20 protein-coding genes are annotated in these 22,775 nt (G+C 72.4%); 14 read left to right on the top strand and 6 right to left on the bottom strand.

Annotated elements, in window-relative coordinates:
- Position 1 precedes the first annotated feature (1 nt).
- Genes rpsS through rpsQ form a run of 6 tightly spaced genes read left to right on the top strand, consistent with a single transcriptional unit; the run spans position 2 to position 2,416 of the window.
- On the top strand, positions 2–283 hold the full coding sequence (gene rpsS / locus ACFO0B_RS21220) for a 30S ribosomal protein S19 (RefSeq protein WP_067646950.1): 282 nt from the start codon (positions 2–4) through the stop codon (positions 281–283).
- Entirely contained in the window at positions 280–684 is a 405-nt protein-coding gene (gene rplV / locus ACFO0B_RS21225; protein ID WP_378614267.1) for a 50S ribosomal protein L22, read from the top strand. The genes rpsS and rplV overlap by 4 nt, the downstream gene beginning before the upstream one ends.
- Positions 685–1,485: a 30S ribosomal protein S3 gene (rpsC, locus tag ACFO0B_RS21230; protein WP_067646941.1), complete on the top strand. Its 801-nt coding sequence runs from the start codon at positions 685–687 to the stop codon at positions 1,483–1,485.
- 3 nt (positions 1,486–1,488) lie between these two features.
- Complete coding sequence (gene rplP, locus ACFO0B_RS21235; protein WP_233016002.1) at positions 1,489–1,905, top strand: 50S ribosomal protein L16; 417 nt, start codon at positions 1,489–1,491, stop codon at positions 1,903–1,905.
- On the top strand, positions 1,905–2,144 hold the full coding sequence (rpmC, locus tag ACFO0B_RS21240; RefSeq protein WP_378614269.1) for a 50S ribosomal protein L29: 240 nt from the start codon (positions 1,905–1,907) through the stop codon (positions 2,142–2,144). The genes rplP and rpmC overlap by 1 nt, the downstream gene beginning before the upstream one ends.
- Positions 2,141–2,416, top strand: a complete 276-nt coding sequence (gene rpsQ / locus ACFO0B_RS21245) for a 30S ribosomal protein S17 (RefSeq protein WP_378614270.1) — start codon at positions 2,141–2,143, stop codon at positions 2,414–2,416. Before rpmC ends, rpsQ begins: the two co-directional genes overlap by 4 nt.
- A 70-nt stretch (positions 2,417–2,486) precedes the next feature.
- Here rpsQ and ACFO0B_RS21250 read toward each other — a convergent pair whose 3' ends face one another.
- The 4 genes from ACFO0B_RS21250 to ACFO0B_RS21265 form a co-directional block, all read right to left on the bottom strand.
- Complete coding sequence (locus tag ACFO0B_RS21250) at positions 2,487–4,505, bottom strand: hypothetical protein (RefSeq protein WP_378614271.1); 2,019 nt, start codon at positions 4,503–4,505, stop codon at positions 2,487–2,489.
- Between the two features lie 129 nt (positions 4,506–4,634).
- A complete protein-coding gene (locus ACFO0B_RS21255) occupies positions 4,635–5,384 on the bottom strand; it encodes a CPBP family intramembrane glutamic endopeptidase (protein WP_378614576.1) in 750 nt (249 codons plus the stop codon).
- Between the two features lie 95 nt (positions 5,385–5,479).
- The gene (locus ACFO0B_RS21260) at positions 5,480–6,412 is read right to left on the bottom strand and encodes an RluA family pseudouridine synthase (RefSeq protein ID WP_378614272.1); all 933 of its coding nucleotides are present in this window, start codon (positions 6,410–6,412) and stop codon (positions 5,480–5,482) included.
- A 10-nt stretch (positions 6,413–6,422) separates the two neighbouring features.
- Positions 6,423–6,818, bottom strand: a complete 396-nt coding sequence (locus ACFO0B_RS21265; protein ID WP_378614273.1) for a pyridoxamine 5'-phosphate oxidase family protein — start codon at positions 6,816–6,818, stop codon at positions 6,423–6,425.
- A 148-nt stretch (positions 6,819–6,966) separates the two neighbouring features.
- Between ACFO0B_RS21265 and ACFO0B_RS21270 the strand changes: the two genes are divergently transcribed.
- A complete protein-coding gene (locus ACFO0B_RS21270) occupies positions 6,967–8,817 on the top strand; it encodes an ABC transporter ATP-binding protein (protein ID WP_378614274.1) in 1,851 nt (616 codons plus the stop codon).
- Positions 8,814–10,550: an ABC transporter ATP-binding protein gene (locus ACFO0B_RS21275; RefSeq protein ID WP_378614275.1), complete on the top strand. Its 1,737-nt coding sequence runs from the start codon at positions 8,814–8,816 to the stop codon at positions 10,548–10,550. The genes ACFO0B_RS21270 and ACFO0B_RS21275 overlap by 4 nt, the downstream gene beginning before the upstream one ends.
- Before the next feature lie 21 nt (positions 10,551–10,571).
- On the opposite strand, the gene ACFO0B_RS21280 is transcribed toward ACFO0B_RS21275, so the two are convergent.
- Entirely contained in the window at positions 10,572–11,918 is a 1,347-nt protein-coding gene (locus tag ACFO0B_RS21280; protein ID WP_378614276.1) for an alpha/beta hydrolase, read from the bottom strand.
- Positions 11,919–12,114: 196 nt separating this feature from the next.
- On the opposite strand from ACFO0B_RS21280, the gene ACFO0B_RS21285 reads away from it, so the two are divergent.
- From ACFO0B_RS21285 to ACFO0B_RS21310, 6 genes are all read left to right on the top strand, one after another.
- Complete coding sequence (locus tag ACFO0B_RS21285; protein ID WP_378614277.1) at positions 12,115–12,240, top strand: hypothetical protein; 126 nt, start codon at positions 12,115–12,117, stop codon at positions 12,238–12,240.
- Between the two features lie 224 nt (positions 12,241–12,464).
- Positions 12,465–13,748: a SidA/IucD/PvdA family monooxygenase gene (locus tag ACFO0B_RS21290; RefSeq protein ID WP_378614278.1), complete on the top strand. Its 1,284-nt coding sequence runs from the start codon at positions 12,465–12,467 to the stop codon at positions 13,746–13,748.
- Between the two features lie 42 nt (positions 13,749–13,790).
- Entirely contained in the window at positions 13,791–14,732 is a 942-nt protein-coding gene (locus ACFO0B_RS21295; protein WP_378614279.1) for a methionyl-tRNA formyltransferase, read from the top strand.
- Positions 14,733–14,745: 13 nt separating this feature from the next.
- A complete protein-coding gene (locus ACFO0B_RS21300; protein ID WP_378614280.1) occupies positions 14,746–20,469 on the top strand; it encodes an amino acid adenylation domain-containing protein in 5,724 nt (1,907 codons plus the stop codon).
- A gap of 45 nt (positions 20,470–20,514) precedes the next feature.
- Entirely contained in the window at positions 20,515–21,498 is a 984-nt protein-coding gene (locus ACFO0B_RS21305) for an ABC transporter substrate-binding protein (RefSeq protein WP_378614281.1), read from the top strand.
- A gap of 80 nt (positions 21,499–21,578) precedes the next feature.
- Positions 21,579–21,734, top strand: coding sequence for a hypothetical protein (locus tag ACFO0B_RS21310; protein ID WP_378614283.1), 156 nt, complete (start codon positions 21,579–21,581; stop codon positions 21,732–21,734).
- Between the two features lie 90 nt (positions 21,735–21,824).
- On the opposite strand, the gene ACFO0B_RS21315 is transcribed toward ACFO0B_RS21310, so the two are convergent.
- On the bottom strand, positions 21,825–22,745 hold the full coding sequence (locus tag ACFO0B_RS21315) for an ABC transporter substrate-binding protein (protein ID WP_378614284.1): 921 nt from the start codon (positions 22,743–22,745) through the stop codon (positions 21,825–21,827).
- Positions 22,746–22,775: the final 30 nt, after the last annotated feature.

Below are 22,775 nucleotides of genomic sequence, written 5' to 3' on the forward strand. Positions count from 1 at the left end.
AATGCCACGCAGCCTCAAAAAGGGCCCGTTCGTCGACGACCACCTCCAGAACAAGGTGGACGTGCAGAACGACAAGGGCACGAAGCAGGTCATCAAGACCTGGTCGCGTCGTTCCACCATCACCCCCGATTTCATCGGCCACACCTTCGCCGTCCACGACGGCCGCAAGCATGTGCCGGTGTTCGTGTCCGAGAACATGGTGGGGCACAAGCTGGGTGAGTTCGCGCCGACCAGGACGTTCAGGAGCCACGTCAAGGACGACCGGAAGAGCAAGCGGCGATGACGAGCACCGAGACCCAGAACCAGACCGCACGGGCGACCGCGAAGCACGTCCGCGTCACCCCCATGAAGGCGCGCCGCGTCGTGGACCTGGTCCGCGGCAAGCGGGTCGAGGACGCACTGGCGATCCTGAAGTTCGCGCCGCAGGCCGCGAGCGAGCCGGTGGCCAAGGTCGTGGCGAGTGCCGCGGCGAACGCCGAGAACAATCTCGGCCTCAACCCCGCGACGCTGGTCATCTCCACGGCCTACGTCGACGAGGGTGCCACGCTGAAGCGTTTCCAGCCGCGGGCCCAGGGCCGCGCGTTCCGGATCCGCAAGCGCACGAGCCACATCACCATCGAGGTCGAGAGCGTGCAGAGCCTTGCTTCCGCCCCTCGTGGCCGCCGGAAGGGAGGGGCCAAGTAAATGGGACAGAAAATCAATCCCCATGGCTTCCGTCTCGGTATCACTACCGACTGGAAGTCCCGCTGGTACGCCGACAAGCAGTACTCGGATTACGTCAAGGAAGACGTCGCGATCCGCAAGCTGCTGGCGACCGGCATGGAGCGTGCGGGCATCTCGAAGGTCGAGATCGAGCGCACCCGTGATCGCGTCCGGGTGGACATCCACACCGCGCGTCCGGGCATCGTGATCGGCCGCCGCGGCGCCGAGGCCGACCGCATCCGCGCCGCGCTGGAGAAGCTCACCAAGAAGCAGGTGCAGCTGAACATCCTCGAGGTCAAGAACCCCGAATCGGATGCCCAGCTCGTCGCCCAGGGCGTGGCCGAGCAGCTCTCCAACCGCGTGGCGTTCCGGCGCGCGATGCGCAAGGCCATTCAGTCGGCCATGCGTTCGCCGAACGTCAAGGGCATCCGCGTGCAGTGCTCGGGCCGCCTCGGTGGCGCCGAGATGTCGCGCTCGGAGTTCTACCGCGAGGGGCGGGTGCCGCTGCACACGCTGCGTGCCGACATCGATTACGGCCTCTACGAGGCCAAGACCACCTTCGGTCGCATCGGTGTGAAGGTGTGGATCTACAAGGGCGACATCGTCGGTGGCAAGCGCGAGCTGTCCGCCGCCGCTGCCGCACCGGAGCGTCCGCGTCGTGAGCGGCCCAGCCGCCCGCGCCGGTCCGGGTCCGCCGGTACCACCGCGACCAGCACCGAGGCCGGACGTGCCGCGACCGCTACGGCGGTCGCCGACGCTCCGGCGGAAACTCAGGAGGGCTGACGCATGCTGATGCCTCGCAAGGTCAAGTTCCGCAAGCAGCACCACCCGGGCCGCAGCGGAATGGCGAAGGGCGGCACCGCCGTCACCTTCGGTGACTTCGGCATCCAGGCGCTCGAGCCGGCCTACGTCACCAACCGGCAGATCGAGTCGGCGCGTATCGCGATGACCCGCCACATCAAGCGTGGCGGCAAGATCTGGATCAACATCTACCCGGATCGCCCGCTCACCAAGAAGCCCGCCGAGACCCGCATGGGTTCCGGCAAGGGCTCGCCCGAGTGGTGGATCGCGAACATCAAGCCCGGCCGCGTGATGTTCGAGATGAGTTTCCCCAACGAGGAGATCGCTCGCGAGGCCCTGCGCCGCGCGATGCACAAGCTCCCCATGAAGTGCAGGATCGTGACCAGGGAGGAGCAGTTCTGATGGCTACCGGAACACCGGCCGCAGAGCTCCGCGAGCTCAACGAGGACGAGCTCGTCGCCCGCCTGCGTGAGTCGAAGGAAGAGCTGTTCAACCTGCGCTTCCAGATGGCGACGGGTCAGCTCGACAACAACCGTCGCCTGCGCGTCGTCCGTCACGAGATCGCGCGCATCTACACGGTCATGCGTGAGCGCGAGCTCGGTCTGGCCACCGGACCCGCTGGCAAGGGAGATGCGGCATGAGCGAAGAAGTGACCACCGAGGAGCGCAACTCGCGCAAGGTTCGGACCGGCTACGTCGTCTCGGACAAGATGAACAAGACGATCGTCGTCGAGCTGGAAGACCGGCACCGGCACAAGCTGTACGGCAAGATCATTCGCACCACCTCCAAGGTGAAGGCGCATGACGAGACCGAGCTGGCGAACGTCGGCGACCGCGTGCAGCTGATGGAGACCCGTCCGCTGTCCGCCACCAAGCGCTGGCGTCTGGTCGAGGTGCTGGAGCGGGCCAAGTAGGTCCTGCTTTCGCACGGTCAGAGAAAGGGCCGCTTCCTCCGGGAAGCGGCCCTTTCGTTTGTCTTCGGTACTAGCTGGTCATTGCGTAGGTGCGGCTGAGCTTGTGGGCCGCCTGCATGGCCTGGTCGACGACCGAGCGGGGGAGGCCCATTTCGGCGCCGATGCTGGCGGCGCTGCGGGAGCGGTCGGCCATCTCCAGGATTTCGGCGAGCTGTTCGACCGGGACCTTGGACCAGCCGCGGGCGACGATGGTCTTCGCGGCGGCCCAGGCGCCCGCCTCGTCGGATTCCATGACGGGGTCGTGGTCGGGGAGTGCCGGTTCCGGTTCGCTCGGGGTGAGGGCGGAGGTGAGTTCCTCCGGCTCCGTCGGGGGCGGGGTGGGTTCGGTCTCCGTCTCGATGAACGGCGGGGATTCCTGCTTCGGCGGTTCGGGAGCGGTGACGGCGCGGAGGTGGATGCGGGGGGTTGCCTGCGGGCGCTGCTCGAGGTCGGTTCGGGAGGCCGGTGTCGCGGCGGGGTCGGTGCTGCCGGTGGCCGGCCGTGCCCCGGGGGCGGTGCTGTGGGTGGGTGGCTGCTCCCCGGGGCGGGTGGGCTGGTCGGCAGGCGGCTGGTTCGAGGCGTCGGCATCGGCCTCGGCGCGGACGGGAGCGGGTGACGGCTCTGCCTCGCCGACGATCGGTGCTGGCTCGGCCGGCTGCGCGGCACGGGAGTCGGTGGCTGCCGGGTGAGTCGACCCGTTTCGATCCGCCTGGCCGTTCTCCCGCGGGGCGGACGGCTTCGGTGCCGCCTCGGCCTCGGGATGTGCCTTCGAGGGGGGCGGGGTCGGCTGGTCGCCCTCGGCGGTGGAACCGCGCGGCCGCGCTCGTTCGGGATCGGCCGTCTTCGGGACGTCGATGCGGGCATCAGGCTCGGTCGCGATGGGGTTCGCGGCGGTGCCCGCCCGCGGAACGGCGGGCGGGGCAACAGCGTGTGCTGTGTCGGCCTGCGCGGGAGAAGTCGCGGCGTCGTGCGCCTCGGATCGGCCGGCCCCCGCGGGAGCAGCCGAGATCTGCTGCGTCGACGAAGCGGCGGGGCGATCGGTCGGCGGAGTACCGGCTCGCGGCGCGGCAACCGGTTCGCTCGGCGCGGGCATGGGCGGGGCCACAGCCCGATCCGGGGCCGGAACAACGGGATCGCTCTCGGGACGAGCCGGCTCGATCCCCATCTGCTCGAACTCGGCATGCGCCCGGGTCACCAGCTCCGCGAGATCGACCTCGCTCTGCGGCGCGGGGTACCGCTCGGCGAAAGCCTGCGTGCGGGCGGCGGGTGCCTCGACCATGGAATCGATGGGCAGGTCGACCGACGCGTCGTCGATGAGCTGCGCGTAACGGGCAGCGACCCAGGAGTGCAGCCAGATCACGACGCCGACCATGATCGGGGCGATCGCGAACTCCGCGGCCCGGCCGAGTTCACCGGCGGCCAGGTGCGGCCCGGCATTGAGCCCGATGGTGGTTCCGAGCAGCGCGAGCTCGACCAGGATCACCCGCCCGCGCGGCAGCTCGCGGCCCCAGCGGGCGGCGGTGGTGGCGGCGATCATGATGACGATGATCGGGATGGAGATCATGGCTTCGATGCCGTAACTGAGCCAGTAGAGCGGGTCGGACATGTCCCCGCTCGGCACCAGGTTGCGCTGGACGTTCACCCCCGCCCACACCATGCCGAGCACGACAACGGCGATCAGGGCCCTGGACGACCACTCCGCCCTGCGGTACAGCTGCGCGATCCTGGCGTCCTGCGAGGCGACCCGCCGCCGCGCGGCCAGCGCCCTGCGGTGCCAGCGCGCATCCGAATCCTCCGCCCGGCGGAGCGCGGAGTCGGCGCGGCGGTCTCGCTTCTCGGCGTCGAGTTCGTCCTGCATGGCGCGCCGTCGCTGCCCGCGCCGCTGTGCCCGGATCCACTCGGCCAGCTCGCGCTCGGCCGCGACCTCGCCGTCGGACAGCACTTCCAGCAGGGCATTGTCGTGCTGCAGCGGCAGTTTGCCGCGCGCGGTCGCCACCTGGTGAGCGAGGGCGGCGATCTCGGCGTGCCCGGTCGGTTTGTCGTCGCGCATCGCGAGCCTTCCCGGACCGAGGCCCGGGGTGCGCAGCCGCCGATCCGATGGTTCGAACGTATGTGTGATCGGGCCGAGAGTAGTCTCTGGCGACTATCCGGTCAACGCGTGGCGGGTGTGGCGAATGGGTCAGGCGACGGTGGTGTGCCAGACGAGGGCGGCGGCCAGGGCTCCGGCGCCGTTCACCGACCAGTGCAGGGCGATCGGCGCGAGCAGGCTCCCGCTCCGCCGTCGCAACCAGGTGAAAACCACCCCGGCCGCGCCGGTGACGACCACCGCGAGGGCGATGCCGAGCGCCTGCCCGACCCACCCGCCGCCGAGGATCGCGCCCAGCCCGGCATTGCCGCTGGTGAGCCCGAAGGAGGAAGCGATATGCCACAGTCCGAAGAGGAGCGAGCCGCTGAAGAAGACGCCGCGCACCCCGTAGACCCGGTCCAGCGTGCCGTGCAGTACTCCGCGGAACGCCAGCTCCTCGGGGATCGCGGTCTGCAGCGGAATGACGATCATGGACGCGATGAGCGCGCCGGAGATGGTGGCATACCGGTCGGCGAGGAAGAACGGCCTGGTCATGGGGAGCGCGGCGCCGATGGCGACGACGGTGAGCACCAGGGCGACGGCGCCGACGGAGTAGAGCGTGCCGCGCCGCCAGTGCCGGGGCGAGAGCCCGAGTTCGTGCCACCCGAGCCCGCGGCGGCGCATGAGTGCCAGCAACACGACAGCCGCCACCGGGACGCTGACCACATTGGCCCACGCCGTGGTGAAGTGGGCGATGAGATTGGTGCAGGCCAGTACGACCACGACGACGGCCACATCGAGGTAGGCGTGCACGCGATGCCGCGGCTCGACGTCGGGGACAGAAGGGGCCGCGGGGCCACTCACGCCCAGCTCCGGTTCACGCACCGGGCCCAGTGTACGGACGCTGCCTGAGTGCGGGGAAAGAGCCATCGATCAGCGCTTACCCCGCTGAACCGGTTCTAATTCGCTGCCCAGCCGCCCGGGTCGTCCCACGCCTGCAGCCGCCGGGTGGTCCGAAATTCCCGCTCCACCCCGCTGACCGGATCAATGAATCCCAGCCGCGCGGCGAGCAGTTGCAGCGGCCGGGTGAAGTCGTCGATCGGCTTGTCGGTGAGCTCGGGGTAGAAGTCGTCGCCGAGGATCGGCACGCCGAGGCCGTGCATGTGGAGTCGCAGCTGATGGGTGCGGCCGGTGTGTGGGCGCAGCCGGTAGCGGCCGAGTCCATCGCGATGCTCGAGCAGCTCGACCTCGGTCAGGGAGTTCGGTTCGCCGGGCACCTCGAACGCGGGCACGATGTGCTTCTCCTTGACGATCCGGCTGGTCACCGTGCGCGGCAGCGCCAGCTCCTTGTCGTACCGCGCAACGGCCTCGTACTCCTTGAAAACCTCGCGGCGGTGGAAAAGCGTCTGGTAGGCCCCGCGCCGCACGGGGTTCACCACGAAGAGCACGAGTCCGGCGGTGGCCCGATCCAGCCGGTGCGCGGGAATCAGCTCGGGCAGGTCGAGGTCGCGGCGCAACCGGACCAGCGCGGACTCCAGAATGTGCCGCCCGCGCGGGATGGTGGCCAGGAAATGCGGCTTGTCCACGACCAGGATGTCGTCGTCGCGGTGCACGACGGTGATGTCGAACGGCACCGGCGTCTCGTCCGGTAGGTCGCGGTGGAACCAGACGGCACCGCCGGGGACGTAGGGCGCGTCCGGCGCGACCGGGCCGTCCAGGTCGACGATGGCCCCGGCGGCCAGCATCTCGTCGATGCGCTCGGCCGGCACGCGGGGCAACCGCTGCACCAGGTGCTCGCGCAGGGTGGCCCACGCGCCCTCCTCGGGCAATCGCAACCGAGCCGGGTCGAGCCCGTGCCGCTTGGGCAGCGGCGGCCGCTGGCGGCGTCTCACCGGCCCGACCCTAGCCGGTCAGAATCCGCGCAACCGGTCCGGGACGATGCGGATCGCGGCGGAGTAGGTCGTGGTGAACTCCGCTCCGGTGATGTTCAGGCTCGCCAGCCCCCTCTTCGTACTTGGCGAGCAGCGCGCCGGTCTCGGCGGCGCCGGGCGGCACCTCCTCGAGGTGCGCGGTGCCGGTGAACACCACGACGCCACCGCCGGTGCTCGTGCTGTCGAGGTGCAGCGAGACCCGCGGATTGCGCCGGATATTGCGGACCTCGGCCTGGTCCGGCTTGCTGAAGATCAGCAGGGTGCCGTCGGACCAGAGGAACCACACCGGGTTCGGCTGATCGGAGTCGAGGCGCTCGGCGACGCGGGCGCCGAATTCGGTGTCGGTATCGACGACGGAGGAGGTCATCTCCGTCGCAACAGCGCTGCGCCACCGGGGATTCCGACTATTCGGACAACTTCGAACCGATCAACCGCGATGGCGAAACTTAGCCTAACCTATCCTCGAGGCGGGGGGACTCCCGCTGCGTGACGACCACGGGCGAGAGGCGAGGCGCATGACGGTGCAGACCACGCCGCCGACGGCGGAGCCGGGGAACCGGCCGCCGAAAGCGGTGCTGAAGGAACGCAAGCGGCAGGAGGCGCTGGCACGGCGCGAGATCCTGGCCCCGGTGCAGCGCACGCTGACACTCGCGAGCCTGGTGGTGGCGGTCGCCTCGCTGGGTACGGTGGTGCCGTTCATCCTCATCGTCGAGGCCTGCCGGGAGCTGCTCGCGGCGCAGACCGACACCGACCGGGTCTGGCGGCTGGTCTGGATCGCCATCGCGGTGCTCGTCGCCCGCGGCCTGCTGCAGGCCGCCGCGCTCACCTGGTCGCACCTGGTTGACGCGAACTTCCAGCTGACCGTGCGCCGCGCGCTCGCCGCCAAGCTGAGCCGGGTGCCGCTCGGCTGGTTCTCCGATCGCAGCTCCGGCGAGGTCAAGAAGTACCTGCAGGACGACGTGGAGGCGCTGCACTACCTGATCGCGCATGCCCGGCTGGAGTTCGTCGGCGCGGTCGTCGCCCCGCTGGTGGCGCTCGGCTACCTCTGCACCGTCGACTGGCGGCTCACCCTGGTGCTGCTGATCCCGCTGGTCATCTACTTCATCGCGCTCAGCCGCATGATGGACCAGGCCGGCCGGGATCGGCTCGCCGTCTACACCCGCACCTCGCGGACGGTGCAGGAGGCGACGATCGAGTTCGTCGACGGCATCCAGGTGGTGCGCACCTTCGGGCAGGCGGGCCGCGCGCACAGCGCCTACCGGGACGCGATCGAGCAGCAGGTGGCGGCGCTGGACCGGCTCAAGACGCCGCAGATCCGGCCGCAGTCGGTGACCGACGTGGTGATCGCGCCGGTCTTCGTCATGGTGGTGATCGTGGTCGCCGGGCTGGCCGGGGTCGGGCTGGAGTGGCTGCCCCCGCTCGACGTGCTGCCGTTCCTGCTGGTCGGGCTCGGTCTGGGCAGCTCGCTCATGGGCCTCGGGTACGGCGGGCAGGCGCTGCGCGAGGGTGGCGCGGCGGCGGTGCGGCTGCACGAGTTGCAGCAGACGCCGGAGCTCGCGGCGGGGTCCGGCGATGTGGTGCCCGCGGTGGCCGGCGCCGACCGGGGCCTGGTGCGCTTCGAGGAGGTCACGTTCGAGTACCGGGAGGGCCACCCGGTGCTGCGCGGGGTCGAGCTGGAGCTGGTGCCAGGCACGATCACCGCGCTGGTCGGGCCGAGCGGCTCCGGCAAGTCCACGCTGGCCAAGCTGCTGCCCCGGTTCTACGACGTCACCGGTGGCCGGATCACCATCGGCGGCAGGGACATCCGCGACTACGGCACCGAGGAGCTCTATCGCGCCGTCGGTTTCGTGCTGCAGGACGTCCGGCTGATCCGCGGCAGCATCCGCGACAACCTGACGCTGGCCAGGGCGGACGCCGACGATGCCGCGCTGGAGGCGGCTGCCCGCGCGGCCCGGATCCACGATCGGATCGTCGCGCTGCCGCGCGGCTACGACTCCGAGATCGGCGTCGACGCGACGCTCTCCGGCGGCGAGGCGCAGCGGCTCTCCATCGCGCGGGCCCTGCTCGCCGACACCCCGGTGCTGGTCCTGGACGAGGCCACCGCCTTCGCCGACCCGGAATCCGAGGCGGCGGTGCAGGACGCGCTCGCCGTGCTGGTGGCCGGCCGCACCGTGCTGGTGATCGCGCACCGGCTGCACACCCTCACCGGCGTCGACCGGATCCTGGTGCTGGAGCACGGCACCCTGGTCGAACAGGGCGACCACGAGACGCTGCGCACGGCGGGCGGCACCTATCAGAGACTCTGGGAGATCAACGAGGCCGCGCTCGGCGCGGTCGCGCTGGTGGAGAGCGAGGAGACCCGATGATCGCCAAGGTGCTCGCGCTGGTACCCGAGCGGTTCCGGGGCAGGCTGCCGATCCTGCTCGCGGTGATCGTCGCGCAGGCGATCGCGCAGGGCATCGGCTACCTGCTGCTGGTGCCGGTGCTGGAAGCGTTGTTCGAGGACCGGTTGGACCGCGCCTGGACCTGGACGATCGCCATGGTGGTCGCGGTCGCGGTGATGGCCGTCTTCAGCTATCTGCAGACCACCATCGCGCTCCGGATAGCGCTCGGTATGCAGCGCGACCTGCAACTGCGGGTCGGCGATCACCTCAACGCCATGCCGCTCGGCTGGTTCGAGACGCACGGCGCGGGCCCGATCGCCCGGCTCGCCACGGAGAACGTGCTCGAGGTGCAGCGGGCGCTCGCGTACCTGGTCGCCAAGGTGCTGACCGCGGTGATCGTGCCGGTCACCGTCGCCGTCGGCATGCTGCTGATCGACTGGCGGATCTCGCTCACCATGCTGGTGGCCGCGCCGGTGCTGTACGCGGTGAACATGTTGGCCAACGGGGCCTACTCCACCTCCGAGAAGCGGGTGCACGCGGCGGCGGCGGAGGCCGATGCGCGGGTGGTCGAGTTCGCGCAGGCGCAGCCGGTGCTGCGCGCCTTCGGCGCGGTCGGCAGCGGGAACAAGGCGCTGGACGGCGCGCTGCGTCGGCAGCGGTCGGAGACCACGCGCACGGTGTTCACCTCGGTGCCCGGTCTCATCGTGTTCGAACTCTTCGTCCAGGCGGTGTTCCTGGTCCTGGTGTACGTGGTGATCACCCAGGCCACCGGCGGTTCCGTGTCGGCCGCGGTCGCCGTCGCGCTGATCGCGGTGAGCGCCCGGTTCGTGGAGCCGCTGACCCAGGCCGCGCAGATCGGCAACGGGCTGCGCACCGCGCGCAACTCCCTCGACCGGGTCACCGAACTGCTCGCCGAGCCGGTGCTGCCGGAGGCCGCGGCCGCGGTCACCCCCGGTGCTCCCGAGGTGCGCTTCGAGGACGTCACCTTCGGGTACCGCGAGGGTGAGCCGGTGGTCGGCGGGGTTTCCTTCACCGTGCCCGCGGGCAGCACCACCGCCATCGTCGGGCCGAGCGGCTCCGGCAAGACCACGCTGCTGCGGCTCGCCGCCCGCTACCACGACGTGAACTCCGGACGGGTGCTCGTCGGCGGGCACGATGTGCGGGAGCAGCCGTCGCAGACGTTGTTCGACCAGCTCGCGCTGGTCTTCCAGAATGTGTACCTCTTCGACCGGTCGGTGACCGAGAACATCCGGATCGGCAAGCCGGATGCCACCGACGAGGAGGTGCGCCGGGTCGGCGAGGCGGCTCGGGTGGACGAGATCGCCGCGCGGCTGCCGGACGGGTGGGATACCCGGGTCGGCGAAGGCGGTGCTTCACTCTCCGGCGGTGAGCGGCAGCGGGTTTCGATCGCGCGGGCGCTGCTCAAGGAGGCGCCGATCGTGCTGCTGGACGAGGCGACGAGCGCGCTCGATCCGCACAGCGAGGCGGTCGTCGTGCGCGGGGTGCACGAGCTGACCCAGGGGAAGACGGTGATCGTGGTCGCGCACCGGCTGGCGACCATCGCGCACGCGGATCAGATCCTGTTCGTCGAGGGCGGGGCGATCGTCGAGCGCGGTACGCACAGCGAGTTGCTGGAGCTCGGCGGGCGGTATGCGGCGTTCTGGAACGAGCGGTCGCGGGCGTCGGGGTGGCGGTTGGAGCGGGCCGGGGCCTGACCGGGTCGCTCCGGGCCGGGGTTACACCGGGCCACCGGCGACATCCGGGTAGCGGCCCGCCACGGCGGCGACGTCTGCCGGCCGCTCGCCGAGCGGCGGGCCGAGCACGGCGGCGAGCAGATCGGCAGTCGCCCGGCGCGTTTCGACCGGGCTCCGCTCGCCGCCGAACCACCGTCCGGCGAGCGCGCGCACCGGTGGCGCCAGGAACAGCGGGGCATCGGTGCAGCCGATGTGGTCGGTGCGGCCGATCGTGTAGTGGTGGCCGCCGCCCTGAACTCCGCCGAGCAGCTTGCGGTTGCGCTCGAGGTAGGCGGCCGAGTGCCCGGTGCGCGCCGGGTCGCTGTCGATCAGCAGGTACGGGCCGGGCAGGCGCTGCTCGGGCAGATCGCCGTAGAGCGTGCCGTCGATATTGGCGGCAGCGACCACCCGCTGGTCGTGCGCCGATGCCGAGGCGGCGGTGGCACCGCCGAGGGAGTGGCCCGCGGCGGCCACGCGGGTGGTGTCGATGCGGCCGGTCAACGGTGAGTCCACGGTACCGATCCGGTCGAGCACCGCGGAGAGATCCGCGGTGCGGACCGCGAGCTGGGCGGCCATCTCGGCATCGGAGCCCGAGTTCGGTACCCCGTGCGCGACGGTGCCGTCGGCGAGTTCGGTGACGGCGACCTCGTACGGGTGGTCCACCGCGAGCACCACGAAACCGCGCGAGGCCAGCTCTGTGAGGAGTCCGGTGTAGACCGCGCGCGGCGCACCGTGGCCCGGGGAGAAGAGGAGGACCGGCCAGCGCGGCCGGTCGTCGGCGAGCGGGACGTCGGCGCCCGCGTGCGTATCGATCAGGTGGTAGCGGGAGAGCAGCGCCGACGGCATTCCGGCAACCGTGGCCGGCAGCTCGCCGTGGCCGTCCAGGTACAGGTATTGCCTTGGCGCCGAGTCGAATTCGGCTGGATACCACGCCTGCACCACGATGTTGCGGTGGTCACCCGGGTCGGCGGTGGCAGCCTCGGGCCGGGACTCGTCCACCCAGCGCAGCACGGTGCTGCCGACCGGATAGGCGCCGTCCGGCGGGGGCAGCCGCGGAACCGGCGGCAGCGCCCAGACCGCGGTGGCGACCGGGACCAGCGCGCCGACGAGCAGCGCGGCGGGCACAGTACGGCGCGGCGTGCGAAGAAGCAGCCAGGTGGCCACCGCGAGCAGCGCGTACGCGGGTACCCGCTGCCAGACGAAATCGTCGAGGAGCAGCTGGATTCCGGCGCCCGCGAAGAGCAGGGGGAGCAGCACCGGCGCTGCCCAGCGCGCGGTGCGTGGCACGACAGCGCCGCCGACCGCGAGAAGTAGCGCGGTCACCACCAGGACCGCGTCCAGCACCGACATGCGTTCAGCTTCCCGGTGGCGGCGAGATTTCGCATCGGCCGCTGGATGGCCGCGATGTACGCCGCAGGTAGTACAACCCGGGTGTGCAGATGGGAAATAAGGGGAAAAGCCGGGCAGAGATGATGTGCGGGCACCCGACCCCGCTCTAGCGTCGCCTACGCGCACGCGGCACCGGGTGGGACGTCCCCGGTGCCGGGTGCGTGCGACCGACAGGGGGAACGATGGCGGTACCGACATGATCGAGCTCGGCTGGACGGTCGCCGTCGGATTGCCGCTGGTGGTGCTGATCTCGGTGATCCTGTGGCCGTCGGGACGGCCGTGACCCGGTGCCCGTGAGAGAACACCGGGCCCCGATCGAAAGAGCGCCGGCGGCGAGGGCGATCGCGGTGCGGGTTCCGAGGTTGATCACGTGCGCATCTCATCGTTTCGTGCGGGGTGTGCCGTACACGTCGGCTTCGACGCGGGGGCTTGGCACCACTCAGCCACATAAGGTAAGCCTATGCAAACATGAAGGGCGACCGGTACCGCGAGAGTTGGGAGCACCCGGTGGACAGACTTCTGGTGATCGGGGCGGGGCCGAAGGCGATGGCCGTCGCGGCCAAGGCGCACGTGCTCCGGCAGCTCGGTCTGCCCGCCCCGCATGTCACCGTGGTCGAGGCGCACACGGTCGGCGGCAACTGGCTGCCCGGCGGCGGCTGGACCGACGGCAGGCACCGGCTGGGCACCAGCCCGGAGAAGGACATCGGCTTCCCGTACCGCTCCACCTGGGCGCGCGGCCACAACCGCGCCATCAACGAGGCGATGAACGGCTTCAGCTGGTCCGCCTTCCTGATCGACCGCGGCGACTACGCCGAGTGGGTCGACCGCGGCAGGCCGAGCCCGCACCACTACGTCTGGGCCAAGTATCTGCAGTGGGTGGCGCGCCGCTCGGAGGTCGAGGTGGTGCAGGGCACGGTCACCGAGGTCGCGGCGGCCGCGGACGGCTGGCTGGTCACGGTGCGCGACGGTGACGGCTCACTCGCCCAGCTGGACGCCGACGGGCTGATGATCACCGGCCCCGGTCGCAGCGGCCGGGCGCTGGCCGAGCACCCGAAGATGCTGAGCATCGCCGAGTTCTGGGAGCTGACGGGCAAGCGGGCGCTGCCGCCCTCCTCCCGGGCCGCGGTGATCGGCGGCGGCGAGACGGCGGGCTCGGCGATGGACGAGCTGGTCAGGCACGACGTGCTGACGATCTCGGTGATCTCGCCCGCGGCCACCATCTACACCCGCGGCGAGAGCTACTTCGAGAACTCGCTCTACTCCGACCCGGCCAAGTGGCGCGCGCTGAGCGTTGCCGAGCGCAGGGACGTGGTGCGCCGCACCGATCGCGGCGTCTTCTCGGTGCGGGTGCAGGAGTCGCTGATCGGCGACAACCGGGTGCACCACCTGCAGGGCCGGGTGGTCCGGGTGGCCGACCACGGCGACGGCATCGCGCTCACCCTGCGCAACGACCGCCGCCCGGACCAGACGCACGCCTTCGACCTGGTGGTCGACGCCACCGGCGGGCAGCCGCTGTGGTTCACCGAGCTCTTCGACGCGGACGCGGCCGACCTGCTGGAGCTGGCGGTCGGCGGCCCGGTCACGCAACCTCGGCTGGAAGCGGCGATCGCGCACGACCTCTCGGTGAGCGGTCTGGGTGCGAAGCTGTACCTGCCGAACCTGGCGGGGCTGTCGCAGGGCCCCGGGTTCCCGAATCTCAGCTGCCTGGGAGAACTCTCCGACCGGGTGCTGGCCTCGGCCTCGGCCCGGATCCCTACGCCCGCCCGGGCTGCCGCACGGCATGGCGAATAGGCTAGGCTTGCCTTACTTATTGTCGATGGCGAGGTTCGGTTCATGCGTATCGTGTCGTTCGGTTTCCAGACCTGGGGCCGCCGCACTCTGCAAGCCCTGATCGATTCGGAGCACGAGGTGGTGCTCGCGGTCACCCATCCGGCGAGCGAGCACGCCTACAAGGGCATCTTCTCCGACTCGGTCGAGGAGCTGGCCCGCGAGCACGGCATCCCGGTGCACCGCACCGAGCATGCCGACGCGGCCACCATCGACCTGGTGAAGCGGGCCGAGCCGGACGTCATCGTGGTGAACAGCTGGTACACCTGGATGCCCGCCGAGCTGTACGCGATGCCGCCGCACGGCACGCTCAACCTGCACGATTCGCTACTGCCGAAGTTCACCGGCTTCTCCCCGGTGCTGTGGGCGCTGATCAGCGGCGAGTCCGAGTTCGGGCTGACCGTGCACCGGATGGACGAGCAGCTCGACACCGGTGACATCCTGGTGCAGCACCGGCTGCCGATCCCGCCGGGAGCCACCGGGACCGAGCTGGTCGAGGCGGGCATGGAGCTGATCCCCGGCGCGGTGCACGAGGCGCTGGACGCGCTGGCGAACGGCACCGCCGAGTGGACGCCGCAGCGCAAGGAGGAGCGCACCTACTTCCACAAGCGCGCGGAGCGGGACAGCCTGATCGACTGGAGCTGGGAGGCCGCCGATCTGGAGCGGTTCGTGCGCGCGCTCTCCGCGCCGTACCCGCGGGCCTTCGCCTACTACCGGGGCGAGCGGGTCGAGGTGCTCGCGGCGAAGGTCTCCACGGCGCGCTACGGCGGCACCGCGGGCCGGGTCATCGTCCAGGAGGACGGCGGCGCCGTGGTCTGCGGCCCGAACCCGGTGCGCGGCAGGAACCACGGACTGGTGATCACCGCCGTCCGCACCGCCGACGGCGTCGAGCACTCCGGTGCCGAATTCTTCCGCCGCGGCGGCTATCTCACCGATTCACCTGCCTGAGCGGAGCTCCGCCGTGTCGATCCTCGCCGATCTCGTCGTCCCCGCCGTCGCGGGCGATCCGCGCAGGCCGCTGGCCGACGGCAGGCGCCGGGCGCTCTTCCTGCAGACCAGGGATCCGGAGGAGACCGCGCTGAACGTCGCGGTCGCCTACCGGGTGGACGGCGCGCTCGACCCCGACCGGCTGCGCGCCGCGCTCGCCCTGGTGGCGGCCGAGCACGAAATCCTGCGCACCACGTACGGTTTTGATGCCGACGGTGAGCCGTTCGAGGAGGTGCGGGCGGACATCGCGCCGAGCTGGCAGCTGCACGACATCGCCGAGCTGCCGGAGGCGAGCCGGGCGCGCCGGGTCGAGGTGCTGGCGCGGCGCGAGCTGGCGCGGCCGTTCGACCTGGCCGTCGAGGCGCCGCTGCGGGTCACGCTGATCCGCACCGGTACGGCGGAGTTCGTGCTGGTGCTGGTGGCGCACGGCATTGCCTGGGACGAGGAGTCGGCGGGCGTCTTCGGCGCCGCGCTCGGGGCCGCGTACGAATCCGCGGGCAGCGGACCGTTCGCCGCGGCCGGTGTCCGGCCGGGCGGGGCCGCCGACACGCCGAGCCGGGCGACCACCGCGGGTACACCGGGCCGAGCGGCGGCCACGGCGTTCTCGGACGCCCCGCGCCCCGCGGACCTCGACTTCTGGCGCGCGGCGCTGACCCCGCCGCCGGACCCCGTCGAGCTACCGACCAAGCCGGTCACCGGCCCGGCACGCCGGATCCGCCGCGTGACCCGGCGGCTGCCCGCCGGGCTGTTCGAGCAGGTGCCCGGCGTCGGGACCGGCCACCCCGACCCCGCGTTCGGCGTGCTCGGCGCGGCCTTCGCCGCGCTCCTGCACCGCTACACCGCCGCCACCGACCTGCTCCTCGCGATCCCGGTGAACAACCGCGACGCCGCATCCGCGGATCGAATCGGCTTCTTCGGCAACACGATCCTGCTCCGCGCGCGAGTGAACTCCGCCGAGCCCTTCACCGAGCTGGCCACGAGTTTCGACGAGGCCGCGAGCGCGGCCTTCGCGCACGCCGACGTCGGCATCGAGCACGTGGTGCGGGTGCTGAACCCGCGCCGCGCGGGTGTGCAGGACGGCCTGGATCGGCTGGCGCGCATCGCCTTCGGAGTCCGTGCGGCGGAGCCGGGTTTCGCGCTGGGCGCGGCGACCGCCACCCCGCTGGAGCTGGGCAGCCGCACCGCCGCGGTGCCGCTGCGCGTCGACGTCGTCCGGGACGGCGCGGACGCGCGGGTGCAGGCCGAGTACCGGGACGGCCGGTTCGACGACGGGCTGATCGCGCAGCTGCTCACGCACTACATCCGCCTGCTCGCGGACGCGATCGCCACCCCGGAGCGCCCGGTCGGCGAGCTGGACCTGCTCGGCCCCGACGAGCGCGAGCGGCTGCGCGCGCAGTCGCACGGCGAGCTGGTCCCGACCCCGCCGAGCACCCTGGTCGCGCTCTTCGAGCACCGCGTGCGCCGGGCCCCCGGCGCCCCCGCGCTGCTGGCACCGAGCCGCACCGGCGACCGCACCATCGGCTACGCCGAGCTGGACCGCAGGGCGAACCGGCTGGCCCGTGAGCTGATCGCGCGCGGGATCGGCACCGAGGAGCTGGTCGCGCTGCGGCTGGCGACCTCGGTGGAGTACGTGGTCGCGGTTCTCGCGGTACTCAAGGCAGGCGCCGCCTACCTGCCGATCGATCCCTCGTACCCGCAGGCCCGGATCGACTACGTGCTGGCCGACGCCGCGCCGCGGCTGATCCTCGACCCGGAATCGCTGGCCGCCGCCGAGCGCGCCGCCGCCGCGCTGCCGTCGGAGCCGCTCGCCGACGCCGAGCGGGCACGGCCGCTGCGCCCGGCGAACCTGGCCTACGTCATCTACACATCGGGCTCCACCGGCAGGCCGAAGGGAGTTCCGGTCGCGCACGCGGCGATCGCGGAGCACCTGGACGGCTTCTGCGCGGAGTGGGGGATGACCGCCGACGACCGGCTGCTGCAGTCCTCCTCGATCGGCTTCGACGCCTCGCTGCTGGACATCTTCGTGACCTTCACCGTCGGCGCCTGCCTGGTGGTGCCGGAGCCGGACGCGCTGCGCGACCTCTCCTACACCGCCGAGATCATCGCGCGCTGCCGGGTCACCGTGCTGCACATGGTGCCATCGACCCTGAGCACCCTGCTGCTGCTGCCCGAGGTGAGCGACTGGCGGGCGCTGCGCCGGGTGCCGGTCGGCGGCGAGGCGCTGCTCGGCGAGGTCGCCGACCGGTTCGCCGCGGTCTTCGACGCGGAGCTGCGCAACCACTACGGCCCCACCGAGGCGGTGGTCTGCGCGACGCACCAGGTGGTGGCCGGGCCGCAGGGCGCGGGGATCGTGCCGATCGGGGTGCCGAACCGGAATGTGCACGTGCACCTGCTCGACGCCCGGCTGCAGCCGGTGCCCGCGGGGGTGGTCGGCGAGATCTACCTGGGTGGGGCGCAGCTGGCGCGCGGCTACCTGAACCGGTCCGGGCTCGCGGCGGAGCGCTTCGTCGCCGACCCGTTCCTGGCGGGCGGCAGGCTCTACCGCACCGGCGATCTGGCCAGGCGCAACCTCGCCGGGGAGATCGAGTTCGTCGGCCGCGCCGACGACCAGGTGAAGGTGCGCGGGCACCGGATCGAGCTGGGCGAGGTGCAGGCCGCGATCGCGGCGCACCCGGCGGTGGGGCACTGCGCCGTCGTCGCGGTCAGCGATCCGGCGCGCGGCACCACGCTCGCCGCCTACCTGGTGCCCGCGGGCAACGGGCTGGTGCTGGAGCCGGAGCAGGTGCGGGCCCGCGCGGCCGTGAGCCTGCCGGAGTACATGCTGCCCAGCAGCTTCACCGTGCTGGAGCGGATTCCGCTCACCGAGCACGGCAAGCTGGATCGGGCCGCGCTGCCCGCGCCCGCGCCGGTGGCCTCGCCGGTTTCCCGGGAACCGGCCACCGGCACCGAGATCCGGCTGGCGGCGCTCTTCGCCGAGATCTTCGGCGCCGAGCGGGTCGGGGCCGACGACTCCTTCTTCGAGCTGGGTGGGCACTCGTTGCTCGCCGGGCGGCTGGTGGCGCTGATCCGGGCGGAGTTCGGGGTCGCGGTCGATGTGCGGGCGCCGTTCGACACGCCGACGGTGGCCGGGCTGGCCGCCGCCATCGAGGCGGCGCCGCTGACCGCGTCGTCGCTGCCGGCGCCGACCAGGCAGGTGCGCAGGCCGGAGCGGATTCCGCTCTCGGTGGCGCAGGAGGTGCGCTGGCGCGCCGTTTTCCCGGCCGGGCCGGGGGACGGGCAGCCGCTCGCGGCTCGGGCCGGCGCGCTGGATCCGGCGCCGAGGGGCACCGATTCGCTGGACGCGGCAACGGTCGACGCCGATTCGCTCGGTTCGTTGCCGGAAGAGCCGGAACTGCTGGAGGCGCGGTCGTGGTCGCCGACGGATGCGCGCTGCGGGGTTCCGTTCGCGGTGCGGTTCGAGGGTCGGCTGGACCGCGCGGCGTTGATCGGCGCGCTTCGAGACACCCTTGCCAGGCACGAGATCCTGCGCACCCGGTTCACGCCGGGGCCGGGGGGGCTGCCGGTGCCGCAGCGGGTCCCGGTGGAGGAGATCGAGATTCCGGTGCGCACGATCGGCTCGGCCGCCGAGCTGAACGCCGCGCTGGCCGATGCCGCCGCGGCGGTCCCCGACCCGGTGGCGGGGCCTGGCATCCGGCCGGTGCTGCTGGCCACGGACGCCGAGACGCACGTGCTGGTGCTGACCGCGCACCACCTGGTGGCCGACCACTGGTCGTTTCGCACGGTGCTGCGCGATCTGGCCCCCGCCTACCGCGCCCGGTTGCGCGGCGACACCGCGCACCGCCCGCTGCCCGAGCTGAGCTTCACCGACTACGCGCTCTGGCAGCGCGCCGCCGCGGGCCCGCTGCACGCGCAGGCCGAATACTGGCGCACCGCGCTCGCCGGCCTGCCCGCCCCGACCGGCCTCGCCACCGACCTGCCGCGCCGCGAACCGTACGGAACCGGATCACCCCCCGCCGATTCGAGCCGCGAGCAGGGCGAGAACGATTCCTGCACAGCTCGATTCGCCATCGACCCGGTGCTGCGCGGCCGGCTGCGCGCGCTCGCCGAGGGCGTCGGCGCCTCCGAGTTCATGCTGTACCAGGCGGCGGTGGCGGTGCTGCTGCACCAGCACGGCGCAGGCACCGATATCGCGCTCGGCGCCGCCATCGCCGGGCGCACCGACCCCGCACTGGCCGACCTGGTCGGCCCGGTGGCGAACACCCTGGTCCTGCGCACCGACCTCACCGGCGATCCGACGCCGCGCGCGGTGCTGGAGCGCTCCAGGGCCACCGCGCTCGCCGCCTACGGCAACCAGGACGTCCCGCTGGAGTGCGTGCCCGGCGCGGCCGAGACCTTCGGCGCCACCCTCGATTTCCGCGAGCAGGACTGGTCCGCGGAGGCGCGGTTCGGCGAGGAGCTCGCCGCCGCGGTGCTGCCACTGCCCGGCGATCCCGCCCTGCGCGACATCGGCTTCGCCTTCCACTGCGCCCCGGACGGCGGCTTCGACGCGGCGATCACGGTGCGCGCGAGCCTCTTCCGGCCCGCGTCCGCCGAGCTCTTCGCCGGCCGGGCGCGCCGGCTGCTCACCGCCTTCGCCGACACCCCCGACCGGCCGCTGAGCCGGCTCGGCGTCGGCACCGGCGAGGAGCGCGAGCGGGTGCTGCGCGAGTGGTCCGCCGGGGTCGAGCCGCCGTTCGGTCCCGCGGCGCCCGGACTGCTCTGGCGCGGCCGGATGTTCCCCGGTCAGCGCCCGGCGCTGCGCTGCGGCGGCGAAACCCTGGACTACCAAACCCTTTTCCAGCGCATCGACGAGTTGAAGGAGGCGGCCCCCGCCGTCCCGGCTACGGGGACAGCGGCCGCGGACATCGTGCGGCTGCTGGTCGCCTTCGACGCCGCCGCGCAATCCGGCACCCCGATCACGCTGGCGGCCGGGTGCACCGGCACCGGGCAGGTGGTGGTCGCGCCCGCCGCGGTGGCGGCGGCGGTGGCGGATCGCCGCGCGGTGGTCACCGACTGCGCGCCGGGCAGCACCGACCGGGCTCGCGGTTCGGTGGACGTCCGGCTGGTGGTCGCGCCCGCGCCGACGGTCGCGGTGCTGGTCGAGGTACTCGCCGGGCTGATGGACGGCGCCACCGCCGTGGTCGCCGAACCGATGCGGGCCGCCGCCTTCCTCGACGCCGAGCGGGTGACGCACGTGGTCGCCGCGGCGGGCACCGTGCTCGGCCGGGATGGCGCGCTGCGCGACGGCCCGAACCGCTGGGCCGAGGTCAGGCGCTGGGACCTCTGGGGCGAGGGCGGCCCGAGCGAAACCGAGTGCGCGCGCATCGCCTTCGACACCCCGGCCGAGTTCCCGGCCAGGGCCGCGGGGACGGTCGGCTACGCGCCCGCCGTGACGGCCGGCGCGGTGGCGCGCGGGCCGGTGGACGGCAGCGGGCGGGTCCGCCCGATCCCGGGCGCCAGGGTGTACGTGCTGGATCCGGCCGGGCAGCCGTGCGCGCCGGGTGTGCCGGGTGCGGTGTGCGTCGGTGGCGCCGCGCTCGGCGTGGCCGACGCCGCGGACGCGCGGTTCGAGGACGACCCGCTGCAGCCGGGAGAGCGCCGCTACCGCACCGGCGACACCGCGCACTGGACCGTCGACGGCTGGCTGAAATTCGCTTAGCCTAACCTTTGAAAAACCGACCGTTCGATTCTAGGAGCTGACCCCATGCCGTCGACAACGAGGAGACACGGCCCCGCCGCCAGGCTCGGCTTCGCGCTGCTCGCGCTCGGGGTCGCGCTCGGCGTGGCCGCCTGCGGCGACTCCGGTGATTCCGCCGGCGGCGACGGCGCGGTGACGATCACGCACAACTACGGCGAGACCGTCGTCGACGGCACCCCGGAGCGCATCGTCACGCTGGGCAACCAGTGGCTCGACGCCACCCAGGCCTTCGGCATCACCCCGGTCGGCTACGCGGACAACGTCTCCATCGGCGCCAAGACCGAGGTGCCGTGGGAGCCGGACTCGCTGAGCGAGGCCACCGTGCTCAACGCCGGCGGCGATATCGCCGAGCAGATCGCCGGGCTGGAGCCGGATCTCATCCTGGTGCCGAGCTACCTGGTCGACAAGGCGCTGTACGACAAGCTCTCCAAGCTGGCCCCGACCATCGGCGCGGTCACCGCGAACGCCCAGGTGGACAACTGGACCGACCAGGTGACCGCGCTCGGCGAGATCCTGGACCGCCAAGGCGACGCGCAGGGAATCATCGACGGCGTCGACGCCAAGGTCGACGAGTTCGCGCAGAAGTACCCGAAGCTGCGGGGCAAGACCTTCCTGACCTGCATGCTCACCGGCCCGGCCCAGCTCATGGTGCTGGCCGACCCGAAGGACGGCTCGGCGGCGCTCTTCGAGCGGCTCGGCATGAGCATCCCGCAGAAGATCGCGGACGAGGCGCCCGCGGGCGGCAGGCTGGCGCTCTCGCCGGAGCGGCTCGGCGACCTGACCTCCGACATGCTGGTCTGCGGCGCGCTGCCCGCCTTCGAGGAGAAGTTCAAGCAGCTGCCCGGCTACGCCGAGCTGCCCGCGGTGAAGTCCGGCGGCATCGCCTTCATCGACGTGATGACGATCAGCGCGCTGAACACCCCCACCCCGCTGAACACCCCGTACGTGCTGGACAAGCTGGCGCCGACGTTCGAGGCGCTGAACAAGTAGCGGGCCGCGGTCGGCACCGGCAGGGCGGTTCGGTCAGGTGGGCCGACTTCGGGCGCCGGGTCCGTCGAGCAGGCGATCGGTTGTTCGGACCGAAGCCGGGCGGTCGTGGATCCGCCGCCCGGAAGGATCGCACGCTGCTGCTGCCGATCCTGCTGCTGCTCATGTTCGAGCTGGTGCTCGGCAAGTCGCTCACCCCGCCCGGCGGGCCGCGCCGATCTACGGCTTCGTGCCGATGATCGCGGCGGTGCGCGGGTACCGGGCGACCGCCCGGCAGTGAGTGCCGTGCGGGCCGGGCGTGCCGGTCGGTCGCCTGCCGCGGGACGGGTTCAGCGCGCGGCCTTCCGGAGCGCGGGCTCGATGCGGTCCAGCAGGTAGGGGACGGAGAGCGCGGTCGGGTACTCCAGCCCGGCCAGCTCGACCGGGGTGAGCAGTACCGCGGTGCCGTTCCGCGCGGCGCTCAGCTCGCCGTAGCCGGGGAGCGCGACCGCGTCGAGGCCGGTGCCGGGGGAGTGGCCGATGACCAGGACGTCGGCGTTCAGCTCGGCGAGCCGGTCCACCGGGAGCACCACCCGGCCCTGGTCGGCGGGGAGCGCGGGGAGCGCGTCCGGGAGCCGCATGCCGAGCCGGGTGAAGATCTCCAGCGCGGGCGCGGCCGGGTCGACCGACACGATGAGCTGCCCCGGCCCGGCCAGCCAGGCCACCGCTACCGTGCGCCCCCGTACCCCGCCCGGCTGCGCCGCGAACCGGTCCAGCCTGCGGTCGACCGCCGCGATCACCTCGTCCGCCTCGTCCGGCTCGCGCAGCGCCGCACCGAGCGCGCGCACCTGGTCGCGCCAGCGCCCGGCCGGCGCGGCGTACAGCTCGGGGACGGTCGGCGCGATCGCGGTCATCTCCAGGTACGTGCTCGGCGAACCGAGCGCGCCCTCCAGCAGGACCAGGTCCGGCCGCAGGTCTTTGACCTGCCGGTCCAACGGCTGCGCCGGGTCGACGCCGGTCGATGCCCCGGCGGTCGGCTGCCACGGCACCGCCGGCCCCGCCACGTCGGTCAACCGCCCCACCGGCGCCACGCCCATGGCGAGCGCCGCGTCCGTCCACTGCGCCCCCAGCGCCACCACCCGCACCGGCGTCCGCTCGAGCACGGTCTCGCCGAGCGCGTGCGGCACCCGCACCGCCCCATCGGCTTGTCGCTCCGGCAGCTGGCAACCGGCCAGCAGCAGCACCGCCACCACGAGCACCGCGATCCGCACCGCTCTCCCTCCGTTCCGGGCAGGGTGCCC

Source organism: Nocardia jiangsuensis (genome assembly GCF_042650385.1).
In the GTDB taxonomy this organism is placed as follows: domain Bacteria; phylum Actinomycetota; class Actinomycetes; order Mycobacteriales; family Mycobacteriaceae; genus Nocardia; species Nocardia jiangsuensis.

Excerpts from the sequence above, each read along its gene's own strand:
- rpsS (WP_067646950.1), top strand. The coding sequence starts at position 2 with ATGCCACGCAGCCTCAAAAAGGGCCCGTTCGTCGACGACCACCTCCAG.
- rplV (WP_378614267.1), top strand. The coding sequence starts at position 280 with ATGACGAGCACCGAGACCCAGAACCAGACCGCACGGGCGACCGCGAAG.
- rpsC (WP_067646941.1), top strand. The coding sequence starts at position 685 with ATGGGACAGAAAATCAATCCCCATGGCTTCCGTCTCGGTATCACTACC.
- rplP (WP_233016002.1), top strand. The coding sequence starts at position 1,489 with ATGCTGATGCCTCGCAAGGTCAAGTTCCGCAAGCAGCACCACCCGGGC.
- rpmC (WP_378614269.1), top strand. The coding sequence starts at position 1,905 with ATGGCTACCGGAACACCGGCCGCAGAGCTCCGCGAGCTCAACGAGGAC.
- rpsQ (WP_378614270.1), top strand. The coding sequence starts at position 2,141 with ATGAGCGAAGAAGTGACCACCGAGGAGCGCAACTCGCGCAAGGTTCGG.
- ACFO0B_RS21250 (WP_378614271.1), bottom strand. The coding sequence starts at position 4,505 with ATGCGCGACGACAAACCGACCGGGCACGCCGAGATCGCCGCCCTCGCT.
- ACFO0B_RS21265 (WP_378614273.1), bottom strand. The coding sequence starts at position 6,818 with ATGACCTCCTCCGTCGTCGATACCGACACCGAATTCGGCGCCCGCGTC.
- ACFO0B_RS21270 (WP_378614274.1), top strand. The coding sequence starts at position 6,967 with ATGACGGTGCAGACCACGCCGCCGACGGCGGAGCCGGGGAACCGGCCG.
- ACFO0B_RS21275 (WP_378614275.1), top strand. The coding sequence starts at position 8,814 with ATGATCGCCAAGGTGCTCGCGCTGGTACCCGAGCGGTTCCGGGGCAGG.
- ACFO0B_RS21280 (WP_378614276.1), bottom strand. The coding sequence starts at position 11,918 with ATGTCGGTGCTGGACGCGGTCCTGGTGGTGACCGCGCTACTTCTCGCG.
- ACFO0B_RS21295 (WP_378614279.1), top strand. The coding sequence starts at position 13,791 with ATGCGTATCGTGTCGTTCGGTTTCCAGACCTGGGGCCGCCGCACTCTG.
- ACFO0B_RS21305 (WP_378614281.1), top strand. The coding sequence starts at position 20,515 with ATGCCGTCGACAACGAGGAGACACGGCCCCGCCGCCAGGCTCGGCTTC.